24 protein-coding genes and 1 riboswitch are annotated in these 20566 nt (G+C 35.9%); of the genes, 18 read left to right on the top strand and 6 right to left on the bottom strand.

Going from position 1 to position 20566, the window contains the following annotated elements:
* Positions 1 to 7: 7 nt before the first annotated feature.
* A riboswitch (purine riboswitch) is annotated at positions 8 to 109 on the bottom strand.
* 335 nt (positions 110 to 444) lie between these two features.
* Together GZA11_RS01095 and GZA11_RS01090 are read left to right on the top strand one after the other, a co-directional pair.
* On the top strand, positions 445 to 1635 hold the full coding sequence (locus tag GZA11_RS01095; protein WP_038535146.1) for a glycine C-acetyltransferase: 1191 nt from the start codon (positions 445 to 447) through the stop codon (positions 1633 to 1635).
* Positions 1636 to 1665: 30 nt separating this feature from the next.
* Complete coding sequence (locus GZA11_RS01090) at positions 1666 to 2628, top strand: L-threonine 3-dehydrogenase (RefSeq protein WP_163182583.1); 963 nt, start codon at positions 1666 to 1668, stop codon at positions 2626 to 2628.
* A 38-nt stretch (positions 2629 to 2666) separates the two neighbouring features.
* Here the strand turns inward: GZA11_RS01090 and selD are convergent, their stop codons facing one another.
* Entirely contained in the window at positions 2667 to 3719 is a 1053-nt protein-coding gene (gene selD, locus GZA11_RS01085) for a selenide, water dikinase SelD (protein WP_163182582.1), read from the bottom strand.
* A 137-nt stretch (positions 3720 to 3856) separates the two neighbouring features.
* Here selD and GZA11_RS16950 point away from each other — a divergent pair, with 137 nt between their 5' ends.
* Positions 3857 to 4096, top strand: coding sequence for an Rdx family protein (locus GZA11_RS16950; RefSeq protein ID WP_374718181.1), 240 nt, complete (start codon positions 3857 to 3859; stop codon positions 4094 to 4096).
* Between the two features lie 78 nt (positions 4097 to 4174).
* Here GZA11_RS16950 and GZA11_RS01075 read toward each other — a convergent pair whose 3' ends face one another.
* Positions 4175 to 4579 carry an Hsp20/alpha crystallin family protein gene (locus GZA11_RS01075; protein ID WP_163182581.1) on the bottom strand — a complete coding sequence of 135 codons (405 nt, stop codon included), beginning with the start codon at positions 4577 to 4579 and terminating at the stop codon, positions 4175 to 4177.
* A 99-nt stretch (positions 4580 to 4678) separates the two neighbouring features.
* Between GZA11_RS01075 and selA the strand changes: the two genes are divergently transcribed.
* Entirely contained in the window at positions 4679 to 6085 is a 1407-nt protein-coding gene (gene selA / locus GZA11_RS01070) for an L-seryl-tRNA(Sec) selenium transferase (RefSeq protein WP_163182580.1), read from the top strand.
* A 47-nt stretch (positions 6086 to 6132) separates the two neighbouring features.
* On the opposite strand, the gene GZA11_RS01065 is transcribed toward selA, so the two are convergent.
* A complete protein-coding gene (locus GZA11_RS01065) occupies positions 6133 to 6273 on the bottom strand; it encodes a small acid-soluble spore protein P (protein ID WP_081905021.1) in 141 nt (46 codons plus the stop codon).
* Positions 6274 to 6383: 110 nt separating this feature from the next.
* On the opposite strand from GZA11_RS01065, the gene GZA11_RS01060 reads away from it, so the two are divergent.
* The gene (locus GZA11_RS01060; protein WP_163182579.1) at positions 6384 to 6650 is read left to right on the top strand and encodes a hypothetical protein; all 267 of its coding nucleotides are present in this window, start codon (positions 6384 to 6386) and stop codon (positions 6648 to 6650) included.
* Between the two features lie 51 nt (positions 6651 to 6701).
* Here the strand turns inward: GZA11_RS01060 and sspO are convergent, their stop codons facing one another.
* On the bottom strand, positions 6702 to 6851 hold the full coding sequence (gene sspO / locus GZA11_RS01055; RefSeq protein ID WP_163182578.1) for a small acid-soluble spore protein O: 150 nt from the start codon (positions 6849 to 6851) through the stop codon (positions 6702 to 6704).
* 327 nt (positions 6852 to 7178) lie between these two features.
* Between sspO and acnA the strand changes: the two genes are divergently transcribed.
* From acnA to GZA11_RS01005, 12 genes are all read left to right on the top strand, one after another.
* Entirely contained in the window at positions 7179 to 9884 is a 2706-nt protein-coding gene (acnA, locus tag GZA11_RS01050; protein WP_163182577.1) for an aconitate hydratase AcnA, read from the top strand.
* A 333-nt stretch (positions 9885 to 10217) separates the two neighbouring features.
* On the top strand, positions 10218 to 10871 hold the full coding sequence (locus GZA11_RS16560) for an ATP-binding cassette domain-containing protein (RefSeq protein WP_235924759.1): 654 nt from the start codon (positions 10218 to 10220) through the stop codon (positions 10869 to 10871).
* Positions 10855 to 11595 (top strand): ATP-binding cassette domain-containing protein, encoded by a 741-nt coding sequence (locus GZA11_RS16555; RefSeq protein WP_235924757.1) that lies wholly within the window; start codon positions 10855 to 10857, stop codon positions 11593 to 11595. Before GZA11_RS16560 ends, GZA11_RS16555 begins: the two co-directional genes overlap by 17 nt.
* A gap of 123 nt (positions 11596 to 11718) precedes the next feature.
* Complete coding sequence (locus GZA11_RS16550) at positions 11719 to 11913, top strand: hypothetical protein (protein WP_235924755.1); 195 nt, start codon at positions 11719 to 11721, stop codon at positions 11911 to 11913.
* Between the two features lie 135 nt (positions 11914 to 12048).
* Positions 12049 to 13098 (top strand): S-methyl-5-thioribose-1-phosphate isomerase, encoded by a 1050-nt coding sequence (gene mtnA, locus GZA11_RS01040; RefSeq protein ID WP_163182576.1) that lies wholly within the window; start codon positions 12049 to 12051, stop codon positions 13096 to 13098.
* A gap of 20 nt (positions 13099 to 13118) precedes the next feature.
* A complete protein-coding gene (locus GZA11_RS01035) occupies positions 13119 to 13916 on the top strand; it encodes a class II aldolase/adducin family protein (RefSeq protein ID WP_038535166.1) in 798 nt (265 codons plus the stop codon).
* 118 nt (positions 13917 to 14034) lie between these two features.
* Positions 14035 to 14571, top strand: coding sequence for a peroxiredoxin family protein (locus tag GZA11_RS01030; RefSeq protein WP_038535168.1), 537 nt, complete (start codon positions 14035 to 14037; stop codon positions 14569 to 14571).
* A 150-nt stretch (positions 14572 to 14721) separates the two neighbouring features.
* Positions 14722 to 14853 (top strand): FbpB family small basic protein, encoded by a 132-nt coding sequence (locus GZA11_RS01025; RefSeq protein ID WP_038535170.1) that lies wholly within the window; start codon positions 14722 to 14724, stop codon positions 14851 to 14853.
* Between the two features lie 66 nt (positions 14854 to 14919).
* A complete protein-coding gene (locus GZA11_RS01020) occupies positions 14920 to 15060 on the top strand; it encodes an acid-soluble spore protein N (RefSeq protein WP_038535173.1) in 141 nt (46 codons plus the stop codon).
* A gap of 214 nt (positions 15061 to 15274) precedes the next feature.
* On the top strand, positions 15275 to 15505 hold the full coding sequence (gene tlp, locus GZA11_RS01015) for a small acid-soluble spore protein Tlp (RefSeq protein WP_038535174.1): 231 nt from the start codon (positions 15275 to 15277) through the stop codon (positions 15503 to 15505).
* Positions 15506 to 15636: 131 nt separating this feature from the next.
* Positions 15637 to 17946 (top strand): AAA family ATPase, encoded by a 2310-nt coding sequence (locus GZA11_RS01010; protein WP_038535176.1) that lies wholly within the window; start codon positions 15637 to 15639, stop codon positions 17944 to 17946.
* A 22-nt stretch (positions 17947 to 17968) separates the two neighbouring features.
* Positions 17969 to 18397, top strand: a complete 429-nt coding sequence (locus GZA11_RS01005) for an acyl-CoA thioesterase (protein WP_163182575.1) — start codon at positions 17969 to 17971, stop codon at positions 18395 to 18397.
* Between the two features lie 35 nt (positions 18398 to 18432).
* Here GZA11_RS01005 and GZA11_RS01000 read toward each other — a convergent pair whose 3' ends face one another.
* Together GZA11_RS01000 and plsY are read right to left on the bottom strand one after the other, a co-directional pair.
* Positions 18433 to 19218, bottom strand: coding sequence for a CPBP family intramembrane glutamic endopeptidase (locus tag GZA11_RS01000; RefSeq protein ID WP_163182574.1), 786 nt, complete (start codon positions 19216 to 19218; stop codon positions 18433 to 18435).
* Between the two features lie 129 nt (positions 19219 to 19347).
* Positions 19348 to 19947, bottom strand: a complete 600-nt coding sequence (plsY, locus tag GZA11_RS00995) for a glycerol-3-phosphate 1-O-acyltransferase PlsY (protein ID WP_235212155.1) — start codon at positions 19945 to 19947, stop codon at positions 19348 to 19350.
* Between the two features lie 186 nt (positions 19948 to 20133).
* On the opposite strand from plsY, the gene GZA11_RS00990 reads away from it, so the two are divergent.
* Positions 20134 to 20547, top strand: a complete 414-nt coding sequence (locus GZA11_RS00990; RefSeq protein WP_200878209.1) for a CoA-binding protein — start codon at positions 20134 to 20136, stop codon at positions 20545 to 20547.
* The last annotated feature ends 19 nt before the right edge of the window (positions 20548 to 20566 follow it).

The following is a 20566-nucleotide window of genomic DNA, read 5'->3' as shown; positions in this document are numbered from 1 at the left end:
AATTGAGGACTTTTCATTACCCACTCATAGTCAGATTGTTATCGGCAATCTGGTAGAAACTTGCGAGCCATATTCCCGCGATTATATGAGTGAAACGTATTAATTTTATTCACATTATACCACGGAAAAATATCAATTCAATCTTTTTTTATGAAAAAGACGAATGTTTAATTTTTATTATTAACATTTGTTCGGATTTCTTTAAAACTTTGTCAATTAATTCTTATGAAGAAGATCTCTCTATTTTGGGCAATTTAAAAAAAGAAAAAAATTTTTTAAAAAAATTGTCCTCAGGGGATGAACATTTTTGAATTTTTGTGGTAAAGTATAAGAGGGAAATCCTTTAGCGATGCGGTTTATAAGGATTTCAAATGTCCTCTACAGACGGACAAATGTATTTTTCTAAATGACAATAACCATGATTTTAAATAAGGAGGATTTATAATGTCCAGTAACATTTTAGAACAGTTTTTAAATGAAAACCTGGAAGATTTAAAAGGTAGAGGTTTATATAATGTCATCGATCCATTAGATAGCCCGAATGGTCCGATGATTACAATTAATGGAAAAGAACTTGTAAACCTTTCTTCTAATAACTATTTAGGATTGGCAACAGATAACCGCTTAAAAGAAGCTGCAAAAGAGGCTATTGAAAAATATGGGGTTGGAGCTGGAGCGGTACGTACCATCAATGGTACTTTAAAACTTCATGTTGAACTTGAGAAAAAGCTGGCTGAATTTAAACACACGGAAGCAGCAATTGCTTATCAGTCTGGGTTTAATTGTAATATGGCGGCAATCTCTGCTGTTATGGATAAGAACGATGCGATTTTATCCGATGAGTTAAACCATGCATCGATCATTGATGGATGCCGTCTTTCAAAGGCTAAAATTATTCGTTATAACCACTCTGATATGGATGATTTACGTGCTAAGGCAAAAGAAGCTAAAGAGAGTGGATTATATAAGAAAATCATGGTTATTACTGATGGCGTCTTCTCTATGGATGGAGATATTGCTTTATTGCCAGAAATCGTACAAATTGCCGAAGAATATGACCTAATTACATATGTAGATGATGCTCATGGTTCAGGTGTATTAGGTGACGGCGCAGGTACTGTTAAACATTTTGGCTTATCAGATAAAATTGATTTTCAAATTGGTACATTGTCAAAAGCAATCGGAGTTGTTGGTGGTTATGTTGCCGGAAAACGCAATCTAATTGACTGGTTAAAAGTTCGAAGCAGACCATTTTTATTCTCAACAGCGTTAACACCAGCTGATGTAGCAGCAAGCATCCGTGCGATTGAAATTTTATCAGAAAGCACTGATCTAAATAAAAAGCTTTGGGAAAATGGAGATTATCTGAAAAAAGGTCTTAAAGATTTAGGATTTGATATTGGCAACAGTGAAACTCCAATCACACCATGTATTATTGGTGATGAAACACTTACACAAGAATTCAGTAAACGACTCAATGAAGAAGGCGTTTATGCTAAGGCGATCGTATTCCCAACTGTTCCACGCGGGACTGGACGTGTAAGAAATATGCCAACAGCTGCTCATACTAAGGAAATGTTAGATAAAGCCATTTCGATTTATGAAAAAGTCGGAAAAGAAATGGGAATCATATAATGAAATAAACAATAAGGATGGAGAAACAACATGAAAAGAATAATGATTACAGGTGCTTTAGGTCAAATTGGTTCTGAATTGACCTTAAAACTTAGAGAAATTTATGGTACTGATAATGTTATTGCTACCGATATAAAAAAGAATGACAGTGAGGCCGCTCAAGGAGGTCCATTTGAAATAGTAGATGTAACAGATCTAAAAACAATGGTTGAGACTGCCAAAAAATACAAAGTCGATACCATTATGCATTTGGCAGCGCTTTTATCAGCAACTGCTGAAGCTAAGCCTGTATTTGCATGGAACTTAAATATGGGCGGACTTATGAATGCATTGGAGACAGCTAGAGAGGTCAATGCGCAATTCTTTACACCAAGCTCTATTGGAGCATTCGGACCTTCGACTCCAAAAGATAATACACCACAAGATACGATTATGCGCCCTACTACAATGTATGGGGTAAACAAAGTAGCAGGGGAATTATTGGCTGATTATTATTTCCATAAATTTGATGTAGATACTCGTGGATTACGTTTCCCAGGCTTAATTTCTTATGTTGCACCTCCTGGCGGTGGTACGACAGATTATGCAGTTGAAATTTATTATGAAGCAGTTAAAAACGGTCGATACACTAGTTATATCGATAAAGGCACATACATGGATATGATGTATATGCCTGATGCGTTAAAAGCCATTATTGATTTAATGGAAGCAGATCCAGCAAAATTAGTTCACCGCAATTCTTTCAATGTTAGTGCGATGAGTTTTGATCCGGAGGAAATTGCGGCAAGCATTGCTAAATATATCCCTGGATTTAAAATTTCTTATAATGTGGATCCAGTTCGTCAACAAATTGCTGAAAGCTGGCCAAATTCTATTGATTCGACTGCAGCTAAAGAAGAGTGGGGATTCAGCTATGATTATGATTTAGACAAGATGACAAAAGATATGATTGAAAAGCTCCGTCAAAAATTAGAATTAAAAATCCCAAGCTAATAAAAAATCCCAAGCTAATTGCTTGGGATTTTTTATGCTTATTTTGTTACATAAATGGATTTATCCTTCTTCTTCACAACTCGACCAATTATAGAGGCATTGGTCAAACCTTTCACATGCAGTTCATGTACAAATTGTTTACCTTCCGCTTCATTGATCGAAACAAGTAGACCTCCAGAGGTAATGGCATCACATAAAACAAGCTGCTCTGCAACTGAAAGCTGATCATATTCAACATCAGAGCTAAGCCATTTATGATTGGCCTTGGATCCTCCAGGAACAACTCCATGATTTGCTAACTCTATAGCGCCCTCTAAAATCGGTACTTGTGATAGAGAAATCTCGAAGCTAACGTTACTGCCACGTGCCATTTCATTTCCGTGCCCCAGTAAACCAAAACCAGTTACATCTGTTACAGCATGAGGGGTAAGTGAACGTAATGTCTCAGCTGCGGTTTTATTTAGCATGGCCATGGTTTCTGTAACTGTTGCTTCTTGTTCGATGGTGACAACACTTCTTTTTATCCCAGTAGTTAGAATACCGACACCAATTGGCTTTGTTAGTACTAAGACATCTCCTGGTTGAGCTCCAACATTTTTCCATACTTTATCTGGATGGACAATTCCTGTAACGGATAAGCCGAATTTTGGTTCTTGATCATCAATAGAATGGCCACCCATTGTGACAGCACCTGCTTCTTTCACTTTATCTGCTGCTCCACGCAAAATTTCAGCAAGTACATCTGTACCTAGTTTTTTTATCGGATACCCTACTATATTTAATACAGTTTTCGGCACACCGCCCATTGCATAAACATCGCTTAACGAATTAGCAGCTGCGATTTGGCCAAACATGTATGGATCATCGACAATCGGAGTAAAAAAGTCAACGGTTTGAATAAGTGCAATGGAATCAGTTAGTCGATAAACACCAGCGTCATCATTTGTTTCATGACCAACAAGCAGTTCTGGTATTGGATCTTGTTTCGGTAAAAAGCGCAAAACTTGCGCCAGGTCTTCGGGACCAATTTTACACCCTCAACCGGCTTTGGTAGAAAATGAAGTCAAGCGGATTTTTTCTTGTTCACTCATTTTGTCCACCTCCAATAAAATTAGTATAACTCTCTTCACTATGTCGCACTAGTAGAAACAATTGATTTATGGAATAATTAGGAATAGGATAATATTTAATACTATCCTAATGAATAGAAACAGTTGGAGGTTTTTAAATGCAAAAATACCATATTGTTGTAGAATTTTGTATGTTATGAAATTATGCTCCAAAAGCCGCGAGTTTCGCGGAAGAATTATTTAATCATTTTAGACAGGATATTGAAAAATTAGAATTAATTCCTTCATCAGGAGGGGTCTTTGAAGTAACTGTTAATGGTGAAAAGATTTACTCAAAGAAGGAAACAGGTGTATTTCCAGATACGGAAGAAATGATTCAAATCATTTCTGAAAAATAACAAATACCCTCATAGCCGGTTGGCCTATGAGGGTATTTCTACCTAAAATAATCATATTATGTTAACTGAATGCATAGATTAAGGTAAGGTAATAAACCGATTTTTACCATGTCCAATATTTGATTTCGATATAAATATTTCTAGGGTACCGTTTTCAAAAAAAGCTTTTACATCATGATTAATAATTGAAAAAGGAAAATCAATTGAGCGAAAATGTTTAGGAAATGGAGACGGGAGTTTATAGGAATGTTTTTGCGCAGTAATCTTCAACGAAGTATCTTCTACTTTTACAGTTATTTCCGAACTTGCAAATTCCTCAAGAAACGCAGCAATAATCCAATCCGTATTTGTTTCATATATATCAATTTTAAATTGTGTATGATCTTCATGTAATGTTTTTGGGTCAAGAAAATAATTTTTTAGCCATTGGTCGATTAGATCAAAATCAATGGAATGAGAATGAAGTAATTTCTTCTTTTTCAAATTCTTTTCCCCCTTGCTCGTTTCATTTTATTCACAAAGGTAAAAAATGTGAAACATGTTATAATGACCAATAGAAGGATTTGTAAAGGAGTATTTATCATGAAAGAAGCGTTGCGCTTGATTCCTCCTGTCCATGAATTACAAAACCACTACAAATTTATATCCCTTCTTGAAGAGTATCAAATGGATAGAAGTCAATTAACTAAACAACTAAAACATGTGATGGATCTTGTTAGGAAAAAACTGATTAATGGGGATTGGCATGGCTCATTACCAGGAACAGATGATTTTATTGATGATGTGTTTACAATCCTAACAAATAATATATCGAAGCAATATTCTTATACTTTAAAAAGAGTTATTAATGCGACAGGAACGATTTTACATACAAACTTAGGAAGGGCTCGATTAAGTAAATCAGCTGTTCAACACGTAGTGGAAACAGCACAAAATTATTCAAACCTTGAATACAAGTTAGAAGAAGGAGAACGTGGTTCGCGTCATAGTCATGTAGAAGGATTGATTAAGAAAATAACTGGTGCAGAAGCTACAATGATCGTGAATAACAATGCTGCAGCCGTTTATTTGGTATTAAGAGCACTTGCAAAGGATAGAGAAGTCATTGTATCAAGGGGACAACTAGTTGAAATTGGTGGATCCTTTCGAATTTCGTCTATTATGGAGGAAAGTGGTGCTAGATTGGTTGAAGTGGGCACAACAAATAAAACACATCTTTATGATTATGAGAATGCACTTAGCCCCGATACAGCGATGATCTTAAAGGTACATACGAGCAATTTTAAAGTGATTGGATTTACAAAATCAGTGCCAACGGAAGAACTAATAAATCTAGCAAATAAACATAATGATGTTATTTATTACGAAGATCTTGGAAGTGGTGCGTTATTTGACTTTAGAAATTATGGCATTGGTAATGAACCCCTTGTAAAAGAGGTTATTGAGATGGGGGCAGATGTTGTTACTTTTAGCGGAGACAAGCTATTAGGTGGTCCGCAAGCAGGGATCATTGCTGGAAAAAAGATAATTATTGACCAATTAAAAAAACATCAGTTAGCCCGAGTAGTAAGAGTTGATAAAATGACATTGGCTGCCTTAGAAGGTACTCTTATCGATTATGTCCGTGGTCAAAAAGGGATAACAAATATACCAACGATTCGCGATTTATTAGTTACTGTTAATGAATTAGACGCTAGATCAAGAAGGTTTGTTACAAAATTATTACAAAGTTCAATGGATTATGAAGCAAATATTTCTCAATCCTCCAGTCAAGTGGGTGGGGGGACCATGCCTGATGTGGAACTACCATCAGTGGTAATTTCATTAAAACATGCTAGATATTCCCCTGAGGAGTTAGCAAGAATATTACGTACTCAGACAAATCCTGCCATTGTAGGTAGGATTCATAAGAATGAATTTATGATTGATTTGCGAACCGTTACACCAGAAGAAGAAGAAATGATAATTGAGGCTTTAATAAGCATTTGATGATTCATCGCTCCAAATTCAATTTGGAGCGATGCTTTTTTTGCTTTTTACATATCGTGACTTGAATTATGTTTTTGACGTGTATGGTTACGGTTTTTTACCTTTTTAGACCCACTTAAAGGTTCAGGTTGACCTGATAGTTTGGGGGCATTTTTCTGCATATCTTTACTGTCATTTTTGTTCGTCATCAATATCCCTCCTCATTTGTTAGCATGCAGTCATAAGGCCTTTTTATGCTGTATATTTTTTTTTAATCTGTGCAATTTAAAGGGTATAAATCATGAAGGAGGAAGTTCCGATGCAAAAATATCCTTATAATAAAAATAAACAACAGGCGTTTCAAGCTGCCCAGCAAGGTTATGAAAACGCTCAAAGTTTATATGAAACAATTGTCAGTGACAGTGCTAGCTATGGCCATCAATTAAAACATTTAAAAAATGAAGTAAACGAAGCCTATCAGCAGATCGAAAATGCATTGGAAGTCGCATCTGAAAAACAAAGAGCTCAATTAGAACGTTTTCAACGAGATTTAAAACAAATTGTATCAGAAGTAAATATGGAATAGTATGTATGAAAAGTGCGGGTGAACCACCCGCTATTTTTTTGCTTTTATCTATTACTGATTTTTCTTTCTTTTTTTATTGTTGCTTTTTTCAAGTTCTGTTAAATGTTCTTGAGCCATCTCTTCGTTATAACCCGCACCCCCGCCTTGGGATTTGGCAGCATTCATTCCAGGAATGACATGATTCGCCTTACGTTTTGCCATAATGAATCACCTCCTTAAAATTACTATTTCCATTTGCACGAAATAAATGACGAATTAACGTTTTATTGACATAATAAAGGACAAATTTTATCGTCCTCATTGATTTATATAAAATAAGAGATTATCGCGTTTTCTAAATTTTCTCAACAATTTTAAGAAAAAAGTATAAGTAAAACTTATCAAACACAATAACTTTATTGTTATTTACTTACACGGCTGCTTATATTATGATTGAATTGTGAGAAAAGTTAGTCCTGAAAGGAATTTTCAAACTTTTCGATTTTTGAAGATAATTGTGTATTGATGACGAACTTGGGGGGTTTTTTAATGGTAAAGAATGATGTTTTTAATGCGCGTTCTTCCTTTGAAGTAAACGGCAAAACGTATCACTACTACCGATTAAATGCTTTGGAAGAAGCTGGTTTAGGCAAAGTATCCAAATTGCCATATTCCGTAAAAGTTTTACTTGAATCTGTCCTTCGCCAATATGATGGGCGTGTTATAACAAAAGAACATGTAGAAAATTTAGCAAAATGGGGAACAGACGAGCTTAAAGAGGTAGATGTTCCATTTAAGCCATCACGTGTAATTCTTCAAGACTTTACTGGAGTTCCAGCTGTGGTTGACCTTGCTTCTTTAAGAAAAGCAATGGCTGACCTTGGCGGTGATCCGGATAAAATCAATCCAGAGAAAACCGTAGATCTTGTAATCGACCACTCCGTACAAGTTGATGCGTATGGAAACGAAAACGCATTAAAAGTGAACATGGATTTAGAATTTGAACGAAATGCAGAACGTTATCAGTTTTTAAGCTGGGCACAAAAAGCGTTTAACAACTATCGTGCTGTGCCGCCAGCAACAGGTATCGTTCACCAGGTTAACCTAGAATATTTGGCAGATGTCGTTCATGTTGCCGAAGTAGACGGTGAATTAGAAGCTTACCCAGATACACTTGTTGGTACGGATTCCCATACAACTATGATCAATGGTCTAGGTGTTCTTGGTTGGGGAGTCGGTGGAATCGAGGCAGAAGCAGGTATGCTTGGCCAGCCTTCATATTTCCCTGTACCAGAAGTAGTAGGGGTAAAATTAATTGGAGAACTACCAAACGGTGCTACAGCCACTGACCTTGCCTTAAAAGTAACACAAGTTCTTCGCAAACATGGGGTAGTTGGCAAATTCGTAGAATTCTTCGGATCTGGTGTATCTTCACTTCCGCTTGCTGACCGTGCAACCGTTGCCAACATGGCTCCTGAATACGGTGCTACTTGCGGATTCTTCGCCATTGATGATGAATCTCTTGAATACTTGCGTTTAACAGGCCGTGATGAAGAACATGTTAAAGTCGTAGAAGCATATTGCAAAGCAAATGGCTTATTCTTTGATCCAACTGTTGAGCCTGTTTATACAGATGTTATTGAAATTGATTTGTCTGAAATTGAAGCCAATCTTTCTGGACCAAAACGTCCTCAGGATTTGATTCCATTATCAAAAATGAAAGAAGAATTCGTAAAAGCAATTTCAGCTCCCCAAGGCAACCAAGGTTTTGGGCTACAAGCTGACGAATTAGAGAAATCAGCACTTATTAAATTTAACAATGGAGAAGAAGTGGAGATCAAAACAGGTGCGGTTGCCATCGCATCCATTACAAGCTGTACCAATACTTCAAACCCTTATGTTCTAGTAGGTGCTGGTCTAGTTGCGAAAAAAGCTGTAGAACTTGGTTTGGAAGTGCCGAAGTATGTAAAAACATCCTTGGCTCCTGGATCAAAGGTGGTAACTGGGTACCTTCGTGATTCCGGATTGCTTCCATACCTAGAGAAAATTGGATTTAACCTTGTAGGTTACGGATGTACTACATGTATCGGTAACTCAGGACCATTAAAAGAAGAAATTGAAAAGACAATTGCAGAAAACGATCTATTAGTTACATCTGTTCTTTCAGGTAACCGTAACTTTGAAGGTCGTATCCATCCGCTTGTTAAAGCTAACTACCTTGCATCACCACCATTAGTCGTGGCATATGCTTTAGCTGGAACAGTAAACATTGATTTCGAAAAAGAACCAATTGGAAAAGATAAGAATGGCAACGATGTTTACTTTAGAGATATTTGGCCAACTTCTGCTGAAGTAAATGATGTCGTAAAACGTACTGTTACTCCAGAGTTGTTCCGTAAAGAATATGAAAATGTGTTTGGTGACAATGAGCGTTGGAACGAAATTAAAACGAGCAATGAGCCGTTATATTCTTGGGATGAAAACTCTACTTACATCCAAAATCCTCCGTTCTTTGAAGGCTTATCACCAGATCCAGATGAAGTTAAGCCGTTAACTGGGCTTCGCGTTGTAGGTAAGTTTGGTGATTCTGTGACAACAGACCACATTTCACCTGCAGGAGCGATCGGAAAAAATACACCGGCTGGAAAATACCTATTAGAAAAAGGTGTACAGCCTCGTGACTTCAATTCATACGGTTCCCGCCGTGGTAACCATGAAGTAATGATGCGTGGAACATTTGCCAACATTCGTATTCGTAACCAAATTGCACCTGGTACAGAAGGTGGATTCACAACTTACTGGCCAACTGGCGAAGTTATGTCCATTTATGATGCGTGCATGAAGTATAAAGAAAACGGCACAGGCCTCATGGTGATTGCTGGCAAGGATTACGGAATGGGTTCATCTCGTGACTGGGCAGCTAAAGGTACAAATCTCCTTGGCATTAAAACTGTTCTTGCTGAAAGTTTTGAGCGTATTCACCGTTCAAATCTTGTATTAATGGGTGTTCTTCCACTTCAATTCAAGAATGGAGAAAATGCCGAAACTCTTGGATTAACTGGTAAAGAAACATTTGAAGTACAAGTAGATGAGAACGTAAAACCACGTGATCTTGTAAAAGTTATTGCTACCGATGAAAACGGCAATAAAAAAGAATTTGAAGTAGTTGTCCGTTTTGATTCTGAAGTTGAAATTGACTACTATCGTCATGGCGGTATCCTTCAAATGGTATTACGTGAAAAATTAAAAGGCTAATCTATGAAAATAAACACCATGCACACTTGCATGGTGTTTATTTTGGCAGGATATAATTGACAGATTTTATTTATTAAAATAGAATGGGAATATCAATAATGAAAGGAATGAAACAAGGGCCGATGAAGTTTTAATCTTATTTTTCAGTACATTTTTCGAATAACGAAAAAATGATGAACCTGAAGAATAGGATTAGTCTGCCCTTTTTTCTATCTAGCTATTTAGTTAGCCTTTATATTTCATATAGGCTTATTTGTCTATTCATACATTTAGGCAATTTTATTTTTTTAAGGCATGATACTCTCTTCAGGTTCATATGAAGGGAGTTTTTTTATGAAAAATAATCGTGTGATTCTAAGGATAACAGGTTTAGAAAAAAGCTTTCAGTCAAGAAAAGTTTTAGATCACATTCAATTTGAAATGAAAAACGGTGAGAGAATCGGGCTTGTTGGTTATAATGGCGCCGGAAAAACTACATTAGCCAACTTGATTTTCGGTAAACTTCAGCCTGACAAAGGAACAATAGAATTAGCGAAAGATTTAAAAGTTGGATATCTATTGCAATCCATTGATTATAAACTAAACGTGATACATGAGTCGTTTTCCACCAGTAATAATCAAGATTTTTTTCATATTGCTAGCGAGCTTGGTTTAAAAAAGATTTATGAATGGGAACAATCAAGACTGTCTAATATAAGCGGGGGAGAAAAGTTAAAGGTCGCTCTTTCAAATGTATGGGCATCTAAGCCCGACCTGTTAATTCTGGATGAGCCTACGAATCACTTAGATTATAAAGGAATCAAATGGCTAACTTCAGAAATTAAAAAATTTGATGGGGCTGTATTAATTATTTCACATGACCGCCATTTTTTAGATCAGATTGTAACTAGAATTGTTGAAATTGAAAACGGAAAACTTCATTCTTACACCGGCAATTATACCGACTATCGCAAGGAAAAACAAAAAAAAAATGGAAACCCATTATGAAGTTCAGCAGCGTCAAATTGAAAGAATTGAAGAACAATTAGAACAACTGAAAACATGGTCCGAAAAAGCCCATAGCCAATCAACAAAAGAGGAAAGCTTTAAAGAATATCATCGAGTAAAGGCTAAAAAACGTGACAAACAAATAAAATCAAAAATGAAGCGACTTCAACAAGAGCTTTCCAAAAAGAAGGTTGAAAAGCCATTAGAAGAGCCAAAAGTAAAATTTGAGTTTGATTCAAACGGGAAAAGAGGAAAACGAATCATAGAGGCAAAAAATTTATCCAAGTCTTATCCTGGAAGGCTTTTGTTTCAAAACTCTCAATTTTACATCAATCACGGCGAACGTATCGGGATACTTGGGGAAAATGGCTGTGGCAAAACTACCTTGATAAAAATGATTCTTGATGAGGAGCCAGCCACATATGGTGAGTTATGGAAGAGTCAATCACTAAAAATGGCTTATTTAAGCCAAGATGTTGCTGATTTGCCAGAAGACATAACACCAATAGAAGCTTTAGGGTTTTATGAAAAGGAACAAATTTTTAAAGCCAGAACAATTCTAGCTAATCTTGGCTTAAAGGAACAGTATATTACAAAACCGATTGGGACATTAAGTTTGGGTGAACGAACGCGGATTAAACTTGTTGATATTTTGATGAAGGACTATAATGTTTTAATCTTAGATGAACCAACGAATCATTTGGATCTGCCAAGTAGAGAGTAGCTTGAAAAAACACTCAATGAGTATACTGGGACGATCATTTTAGTATCCCATGATTATTACTTTTTAAATAAACTTTGTGATAAGCTGATTGTGTTTGAAGGACAGCAGGTAAAGAGGATAGAAATGAAGCCTGATGAATATTTAAATAAGGATCATCATGAGCAAGACAGTAAACAAGAAACATTAATGATATTAGAAAATCAAATAGCTGCTATTTTGGGTGAGTTATCTATCCTTGATCAAAACGACCCTAAATACAAAACATTAGATCAACAGTTTAACGAATTAATCAAACAAAAAAGAAACCTCATTCGTTAGTCACTAAAAAGAGCAGGTTATGCCTGCTCTTTTTATGTGAAAATGTATTGCATATGTAATGAATATTGTTACAATTACTATGGCAGTGTATAAAAAGCAAGTTGGAGATAGCAGATACGAGAGAGGATGAGATAGGTGGAAACTGCATTTTTACAATCTGTTTTTTTTCAAAACGGTATTTTGAAAATACTTGACCAAACGAAAATTCCTAATGTTACAGAATTTCTTGAAATTACTACAATTGAAGATGCCTGGGATGCGATTAAACAATTAAAGGTACGTGGTGCTCCAGCCATTGGGATTGCAGCGGCATATGGGTTGCTATTAGGCATAAAAAATGCTCCTGAGAATTCGTTTGATGATTTTTACATAGAATTTAAAAAACAAGCTGATTATTTGGCTACATCACGTCCCACTGCAGTCAATTTGTTTTGGGCATTAAAAAGAATGGACGAACGGGCAAAAATGGAAAAACATCAGCCGGTAGCAAAAATTAAAGAAGCACTTGAAGAAGAAGCCCACCTTATTCGACAGGAGGATGAAGAGGTTTGTCGTTCCATTGGCAAACACGCCCTTTCTCTCCTAAAGGACGGTATGGGAATTCTAACCCATTGTAATGCAGGAGGAATTGCTACTGCGAGATATGGCACAGCCCTTGCGCCGCTTTATTTGGCAAAAGAAAAAGGCTGGAATATCAAAGTTTTTGCAGATGAAACTCGTCCATTATTACAGGGTGCCAGGTTAACTACTTGGGAGCTGATGCAGGCAGGTATAGACGTGACACTTATTACGGACAGTATGGCAGCCATGGTCATGAAAAAAGGTTGGGTACAAGCAGTGATTGTTGGCTGTGATCGGGTAGCAGCAAATGGGGATGTTGCAAATAAAATTGGTACATATGGAGTGGCTCTTTTAGCTAAGGATCATAATATTCCTTTTTATGTTGCAGCCCCGCTTTCAACGATTGATTTGGATACAAAATCAGGTGACGACATTCCGATAGAGGAAAGAGATGCTTCAGAAATTACTGAAGGATTTGGAAAACGGACGGCTCCTGAAGGGGTGAAGGTATTTAATCCGGCGTTTGATGTCACCCCACACGAACTCGTAACTGCCATTATTACAGAGAAAGGGATCATTAAAGGGAATTATCAAGAGGAGCTACCAAAACTTTTTCAAGGATAAAACGGAAAGCAGGAGTCGTGATGATTTCAGATCTAAAATATAGACAACATATTTGTGAAATTGGCAAAAAAGTATATGAAAAAGGCTTTGTTGCAGCAAATGATGGGAACCTTTCGATACGGCTTGGCATTGATGAATTTCTTATTACTCCTACAGGTGTTAGCAAAGGTTCATTGACACCGGAGATGATTGTAAAAGTAGATGGACAGGGAAATGTTCTTGATGGAGAACTACGACCTACATCAGAAATGAAAATGCATCTTCGTGTTTACAAGGAGCGACCGGATATTCAGGGAATTGTTCATGTCCATCCCCCTTATGCAACTGCTTTTGCTATTGCTGGTATGCCTTTAGATCAAGCTATTATGCCGGAATCAGTCGTTTACCTTGGCACGATCCCTGTTGCGGAATATGGAACTCCTTCTACAAATGAGATTCCTGACGCCATTAGTAAATTTGTTCATAACCATCAAGGAGTGCTTTTGGAAAACCATGGTGCGTTAACATGGGGGAAGGATTTAGACCATGCTTATTACTTAATGGAATCTTTAGAATTTACCGCAAAGATTAATTGGATTGCCAAACAATTGAATGGAGACAGGGAGTTATCGAATAGGCATGTTCAAAAACTTATTGAAATGAAAACCAAAATAGGTATAAAAGGGAACTCTCCATTAGGAGTCCAAACTTCTGATGGAATTCATGCGATGAAAGTAACCCCATCCCCTATTGGTGAATTATCGGAACATGATGTGAATAGAATTGCTGAAAAAGTAACGAAAAATATTTTAAATGAATTAAAAGAATTACTAAAGTAGTTGTATCAAGGTATCATCAGACTTAATTGACACAAATTTGGCACATACATGTTTTGTTTCACCATCGTTTTTAGTATAAAATCATATTATCAGCCCTAAAGTAAGGGAGGGATATAAGTTGATAAAAAAAGTACTGGCCGCAGTTGTACTCATTTCATTATTAACTGTAGCTATTGTACAAGCGGTAAACAAAAATTCAGATGTTCCTGAATCCGCCAATACGACATCCGCTGCTAAGGAAGGGTTGTCTGTTGGAGCCAAAGCACCTGATTTCGAATTAAAAACTTTAACAGGAGATTCCGTAAAGCTTTCCGATTTAAAAGGGAAAAAGGTCATGTTAAACTTTTGGGCAACATGGTGCCCACCTTGTAAAGAAGAAATGCCTGCCATGGAAAAATTGCATAAAGAAGCTGGAGAAGATTTGTTGATTCTAGCTGTGAACATTGACCCTCATTTGGATGTCCAAGGGTTTGTCAATGAAAATAAACTTACGTTTCCGATTTTATTGGATACCGATGATACAGTAAATGAAAAGTATCAAATTTTATCCATCCCAACAACTTATTTTATTGACAGCAAAGGGATTATTCAGCATGTTTCTTTAGGTTCAATGGAATATGATGAAATGAAAGAATTAACCAAAAAGTTAAAATAAGCAATAAAAAAACGTTGGATCAACCAGCGTTTTTTTATTTTCACCAAAACACTTCTGTATTTTTCTTTTAAATTTTCGAAAAGTTGTAATAATTAAAAGCGATGCCGGACATAATAACTGTTACAATAGTATATAAGGAAGGTGATTTACATGAGAAGACCTAGAAAACGTTCATTCGCAGAACTTGTATCCGAAAATAAATTACAATTATTAAAGGATCAAGCTGCAATGGAAAAAATAGAACAACGTCTTGAAGAAAGACGATTAGGAAAAGCAGAATAGGACAAAAGTTTACCATTTATGTTTCCTCGCTATATTGGACAAAATGTTTTGTAAGGGGGGAACATAATGGGAAAAGGATATCAAACAAAACGATTTCAACCAAATCATATTGGCACACAACCAAAAGGCTTTGGTGGAAATAAAGGAAAGAAAATGCAAGATAATTCTGGAGAACATGCTCAAGTAATGCAAACAAAAGGAGAATAATCATATACAAAGCCTCGGGGACTAGGATTTTCCGGGGCTTTTTCATTTTATAAGTAAGCCTTGTTACCCAATAATGTTTGTAAATCATTTGCATCATATCTAACAAAATACTGGTACATTTCTAAAGAAAAATTACCTCATTCCTTGTGATATTTTTTTAAAATCAATACAAACTATATCTGTACCAAAAACATATTACAAGGAGGAAGTTGTTTTGGCTTACAACAACAAACCTAATCCAGATGACCGTAGTGATAATGTTGAAAAATTACAATCAATGATAACTAATACCATTCAAAATATGGAAGCGGCTGAAGAGTCTTTAGCCTTTACAGATAGTGAAGAACAGCGTCAACAAATCAAAGCAAAAAATCAACGTAGACGTGAAAGCATCGAATCTTTCCGTGCTGAAATTAAGGATGAAGCACACCGAATAGAAGAATAAATTATTTAAGGATCCGTTCATCATGGACGGGTCCTTTTTTATCGCCTTGTATTAATAAAATGCCTCCTATTTCTTGAATGACTCATTATTATGGTAGAATAGGAAGGAAATTTTGATAAAGATGTGATTATATGAATAGAGAATTATTTCTAAGGCAAATTCAACAATGGGAGAAAGAAGTTAAGGAAAAAGGAGAAATTTTCAATCAAGGTGAATTAATCACGGCTTTAAGTAAGGAAACAAATCCGATTTTTTTATCAAAAATGTTAACGATCATAGCTCAATCAAGAATGCAAAAGAAAAAGCAAGATCAGTTAGCCTATACTTTATTGAATAAAGCACTTCAGCTGTATCCTAATAATCAAACAGCAAAGGAATTTTTGATGCAATTCGATTGGATAAAATTGAAGGATCTGTTTTCTGTGTTAACTTTCCCAGCGATTAGGGAAACGGACAACCGGACCGCCAAAAAGAAAATAGCTGAACAATATATAGAGGTATGTGAAAGCTTTTTATTAGAGGCAGAAGAGAAACTTGATGAATTTCAATCTAAGTATAACCTTTCATCTTCCCAGTTAAATAAAGAACTATCCCATATTTACAAGCAGCTTCTAGAAACGCTTACAGAAGCCGTTCAAGAAGTTTCCTATCTTTTAAAGGCAGCGAAAGAATATGAACAATCCATTATTGGTGTTTTTCATACTTCCACCTATTACGAGGATTTAAAACAGCATCTTGCGAAAGTAGAGAATCTAAAAAGGAATTGGCAGGAATTATTTACGCAATATGATGATGAAACACACGTGGAAGAACATGCCCTCGATCAATTAAATGAATTAATTGGGATGGAAACAGTAAAAAAACGTGTTAATGATTTTTATCGATTTTTAAAATATCAAAAACAACGGAAAGAACTTGGGTTTACAATTAAAGATGAATTAAGTCTCAATATGGTGATTACCGGAAATCCTGGAACAGGAAAAACGACGATCGCCCGACTTCTAGCAAAAATATACCATGAATTAGGAGTACTTCCGCGTGAAGAAGTAATTGAGACAAACCGTACACAACTGGTCGGTTCTTACGTCGGACAGACAGAAGAAAATGTTCGGTCCATTGTCGAACGATCCATTGGCGGGGTGCTTTTTATTGATGAAGCATATAGTTTAAAACGGGAAGGCCAGTCCGGTAATGATTATGGTCAAGTAGCGATTGATACACTTGTATCATTAATGACTTCTGATGAGTTTGGTGGGAAGTTTGCTGTGATTTTAGCGGGCTATCCTGAGGAAATGCGTAATTTTTTAGATGCCAACCCGGGGCTACGTAGCAGATTTCCCGTTTCGAATATGATTCATTTACCCAATTATTCAAATGAGGAATTAATTCAGATCGCTGAAAAAACAGCTGCAGAAAATGATTATTTTTTAACTGAAGAAGCCAAAACCGAAATTAGCCACCGACTGGAGCAAGAACAAGTAGATGATACATTTGGGAATGCGAGAACTGTCCGAAATATTGTACTTGAAGCCATTTTTAAAAAAGGATCCCGTCAAGAAAATGAAAAAAATCTCATTGAGTTTATGTTCTTAAAAAAAGAGGATTTCTCTGTGGATGTAACGCAAAAAGATGGTTCACCTTCTGAAAAGCTCAACCAATTAATCGGTCTTGATCAATTGAAAAAGGAAATACAAACTTTAATCTCGTTTGTAAAAATGCAGCAGTTTAGGAGAAACAATGGTCTTCCTACCGTTCCTATACAACTGCATTCCGTCTTTACTGGAAATCCCGGAACAGGAAAAACGACCGTAGCCAAAATTTACGCTGAATTATTAAAGGAATGCGGATTATTGAAAAGAGGACATTTAGTTGTTACAAGTAGAGCGGATTTCGTTGCTGGCTATGTCGGTCAAACTGCAGGAAAAACGAAGAAAAAGATTAGAGAAGCATTGGGCGGCGTTTTATTTATTGATGAAGCCTATTCATTACTCAGTCATTCAGCGGGTGATTTTGGGAAAGAAGTTATTGACACTCTCGTAGACGAAATGACTAAGCATAATGAAAATCTAGTCGTTATTCTTGCTGGATATCCAGGGGAAATGAATGAGTTGCTTGAGAGTAATCCAGGTCTTCGTTCAAGGTTTAAAAAGTTCTATTATTTCCCTGATTACACACCTGAACAAATATTGGAAATTATGTTATTATATGCAAATAAGTATCAATATCAATTTACAGATGAGTCAAAGGAATATCTGCTTCAAACGTTAAGTAGGGAACAATTTAAAGGAAATGGCCGATTGGCTGTTAATCTGGTCGATGAGATCATTCAAGCCCAATCAGCAAGATTAATGAATGACGAAGGGATCAATTCTCTTTACGAAAAATCGTTATGGCTTGAAGCAGGAGATGTAAAAGCAGTTATAGAAAATAAAGAGAAATAATAGAGAAGGAGAGGCATTACAAGTGGAAAACTTTTTTGTATCAACACGGGAAATACATCTTTATTATGCAGATACCGATATGATGGGTGTTATTTATCATGCAAATTACTTAAAATTTTTCGAGCTGGGACGGACAGGACTTATCGAAGATTTAGGATATAGCTATGTAGCAATGGAAGAAGCGGGATACTATGCACCAGTTTACGACATTCAAATTACGTATAAAAAACCTTTACGATATGGCGATCAAGCGTTTGTAAAGACTTGGGTTCAATATAACGATGGTATTAAGACAATTTACGGTTATAAGATAATAAATGCGAATGAGGAAGTATGTGCGGAAGGGACATCCACTCACATTATAGTAAAAAAAGAATCGTTCAAGCCGACTTCCTTCAAAAAGGCTTTTCCAGAATGGTTTAGGAAGTATGAGGAAGTGAAGATGAAATAAGGCACACTTGATCCTTTTCAAGTGTGCCTTTGATTTTATAGAGGAAGAATCATATTTGCATGAATAAATAAAAGACAAACAATCAATGAATGTAGAATCATGGAAGGGAAAATGTTTCTTGTTTTCATGGTTATAATACTAAAAAGAAATCCTAAAAACACAAATAAGAAAGTCATTTTCATTGAAGTGCCAAACATAGTTGTGTTGATCGCAAAAGCAATACTTGCTACTATCACACCAGTAAGTTTATTGGATATTTGTATAAAAATCGGAAGAAAGATGCCCCTCCATAAAACTTCATGCACAAACGCATAAAGAATGGAGACAAGAATTGTGATGAAAAATGTACTCCATACCGTCGATATTTTTGTAGTTATATGTGGAATATACAAAATGAATAACAAGGTAATAAAAAATAAACAAGCTAGAATGAGTCGATTGATAAGGGAGGAAGGCTGTTCTCTTTTCTTTAATCTTCGTTTATAGCTATAGGAATTCATTTTATAATGAAATTGTTTTAAAACATATATAACCATTAATAGCGGTAAGAACAAAAGTAATTGGTCAGCAATGACTAACATCATCGGGGAAATGCGAAAGCCTTCGAGGAAACTGGAAATATAACCCACTGCTAAATTCCCGAGAAAAAATGAAATCATCATCCATATAACGACTCTTTTTTCTTCATTGAAAAATGGGATCGATAGGAAAGAAGAAATGAGCAAGATAAAAAACAGTGAATATAAACCTCTTGTAAAAAGAAAAGTCATAACGGTAAAAAGTAAACAAATGAAAATCCCAAGAAAATTTTTTTGTTTCATTACCAATTACTCTCCATCTTTCTTACCATCATTATAGCAAATATCAAAGGATGAAAGAAATAGAACAATTGATGATGACTTTCTATAAATGATAAAAAATGGCTATAAAAAGAACCATAGAGATTCTTTTTATAGCCATTTAATTTTTGGTTCGGTTTTATTAATGATTCGGTTAATATTGGCACGGTGGCGGTAAATGACAAAGCTGGCTAATAAAGATACAACAATTAATAATGGGATATCCCATCCTTGGAAAAATCCAGTTGTTAAAACATAGAGAACAGCGACTCCACCTGCGATCATTGAAGATAAGGAAACATATTTTGTAATATAAAGGCTAACAAAGAAGGAGGCTAACAATGTAATAAACAAAAATGGTGCATAAAATAATAAGACTCCCCCAGAAGTAGCCACTGCTTTCCCACCACGAAACCCGGCAAATATCGGGTAGGTATGTCCTAATACAGCGAGCACACCAGGGATTAATGGATGTAAATCAATGGCGAAAAGGTTAGGCAAGGCGGCTGCTAGCGTCCCTTTCAAAATATCTGCCAATGTAACAGTTAAACCCGCTTTTACCCCAAGTGTACGAAACGTATTTGTTCCTCCTAAATTACCACTACCATGCTGCCTAATATCCGTTTTATAAAAAACTTTTCCGATAATGAGTCCAGATGGAATCGAACCTAGTAAATAGGCTAGAACTAATACGACAATCATTTCAATCATGAAAAATTACTCCTTCAAATAATAAAGTTATTCTTCTATTATATCCGTTTGGATGGAAAGAGAAAATATCTGATTTCATAGGAGTTTAGATTTATGACTACAGTTCGATCGTAAGCGTTTTATTATATATTTTTTATTGGTAATTGGTACAATATAAGAAAATCATTTGTTATAGGAGTGATAATTATGGCAATTGAAAATCCAAGTCTAGAAGAAATCGGAGAAATTTTAAAAAAGGCAAAACGAATTGCTGTTGTAGGTTTAAGCGATAACCCTGCACGTACCTCTTATCAGGTTTCAGAAGTAATGCAAAAAGCCGGCTATGAAATTATTCCTGTAAACCCGACCATCGAAGAATCGCTTGGAGTAAAGGCTGTTGCTTCATTAAAGGATATCGAAGGACCCGTTGATATCGTCAATGTTTTTCGTCGTTCTGAGCAGCTGTATGATGTGGCAAAAGAATTTGATGAGATTGATTGCAATGTTTTTTGGGCTCAACAAGGGCTTGTTAATGAAGAGGCTTATCATTTTCTTAAAGAAAAAGGGTATACGGTAATTATGGATCGTTGTATTAAAGTCATGCATGCCTTAACGAAATAATGGTTAATAGAGCTGCTGA

Source organism: Neobacillus sedimentimangrovi, assembly GCF_010614825.1.
Taxonomy (GTDB): Bacteria; Bacillota; Bacilli; order Bacillales; family Cytobacillaceae; genus Neobacillus; species Neobacillus thermocopriae.
This window is presented reverse-complemented; position numbering and strand designations above follow the sequence as displayed.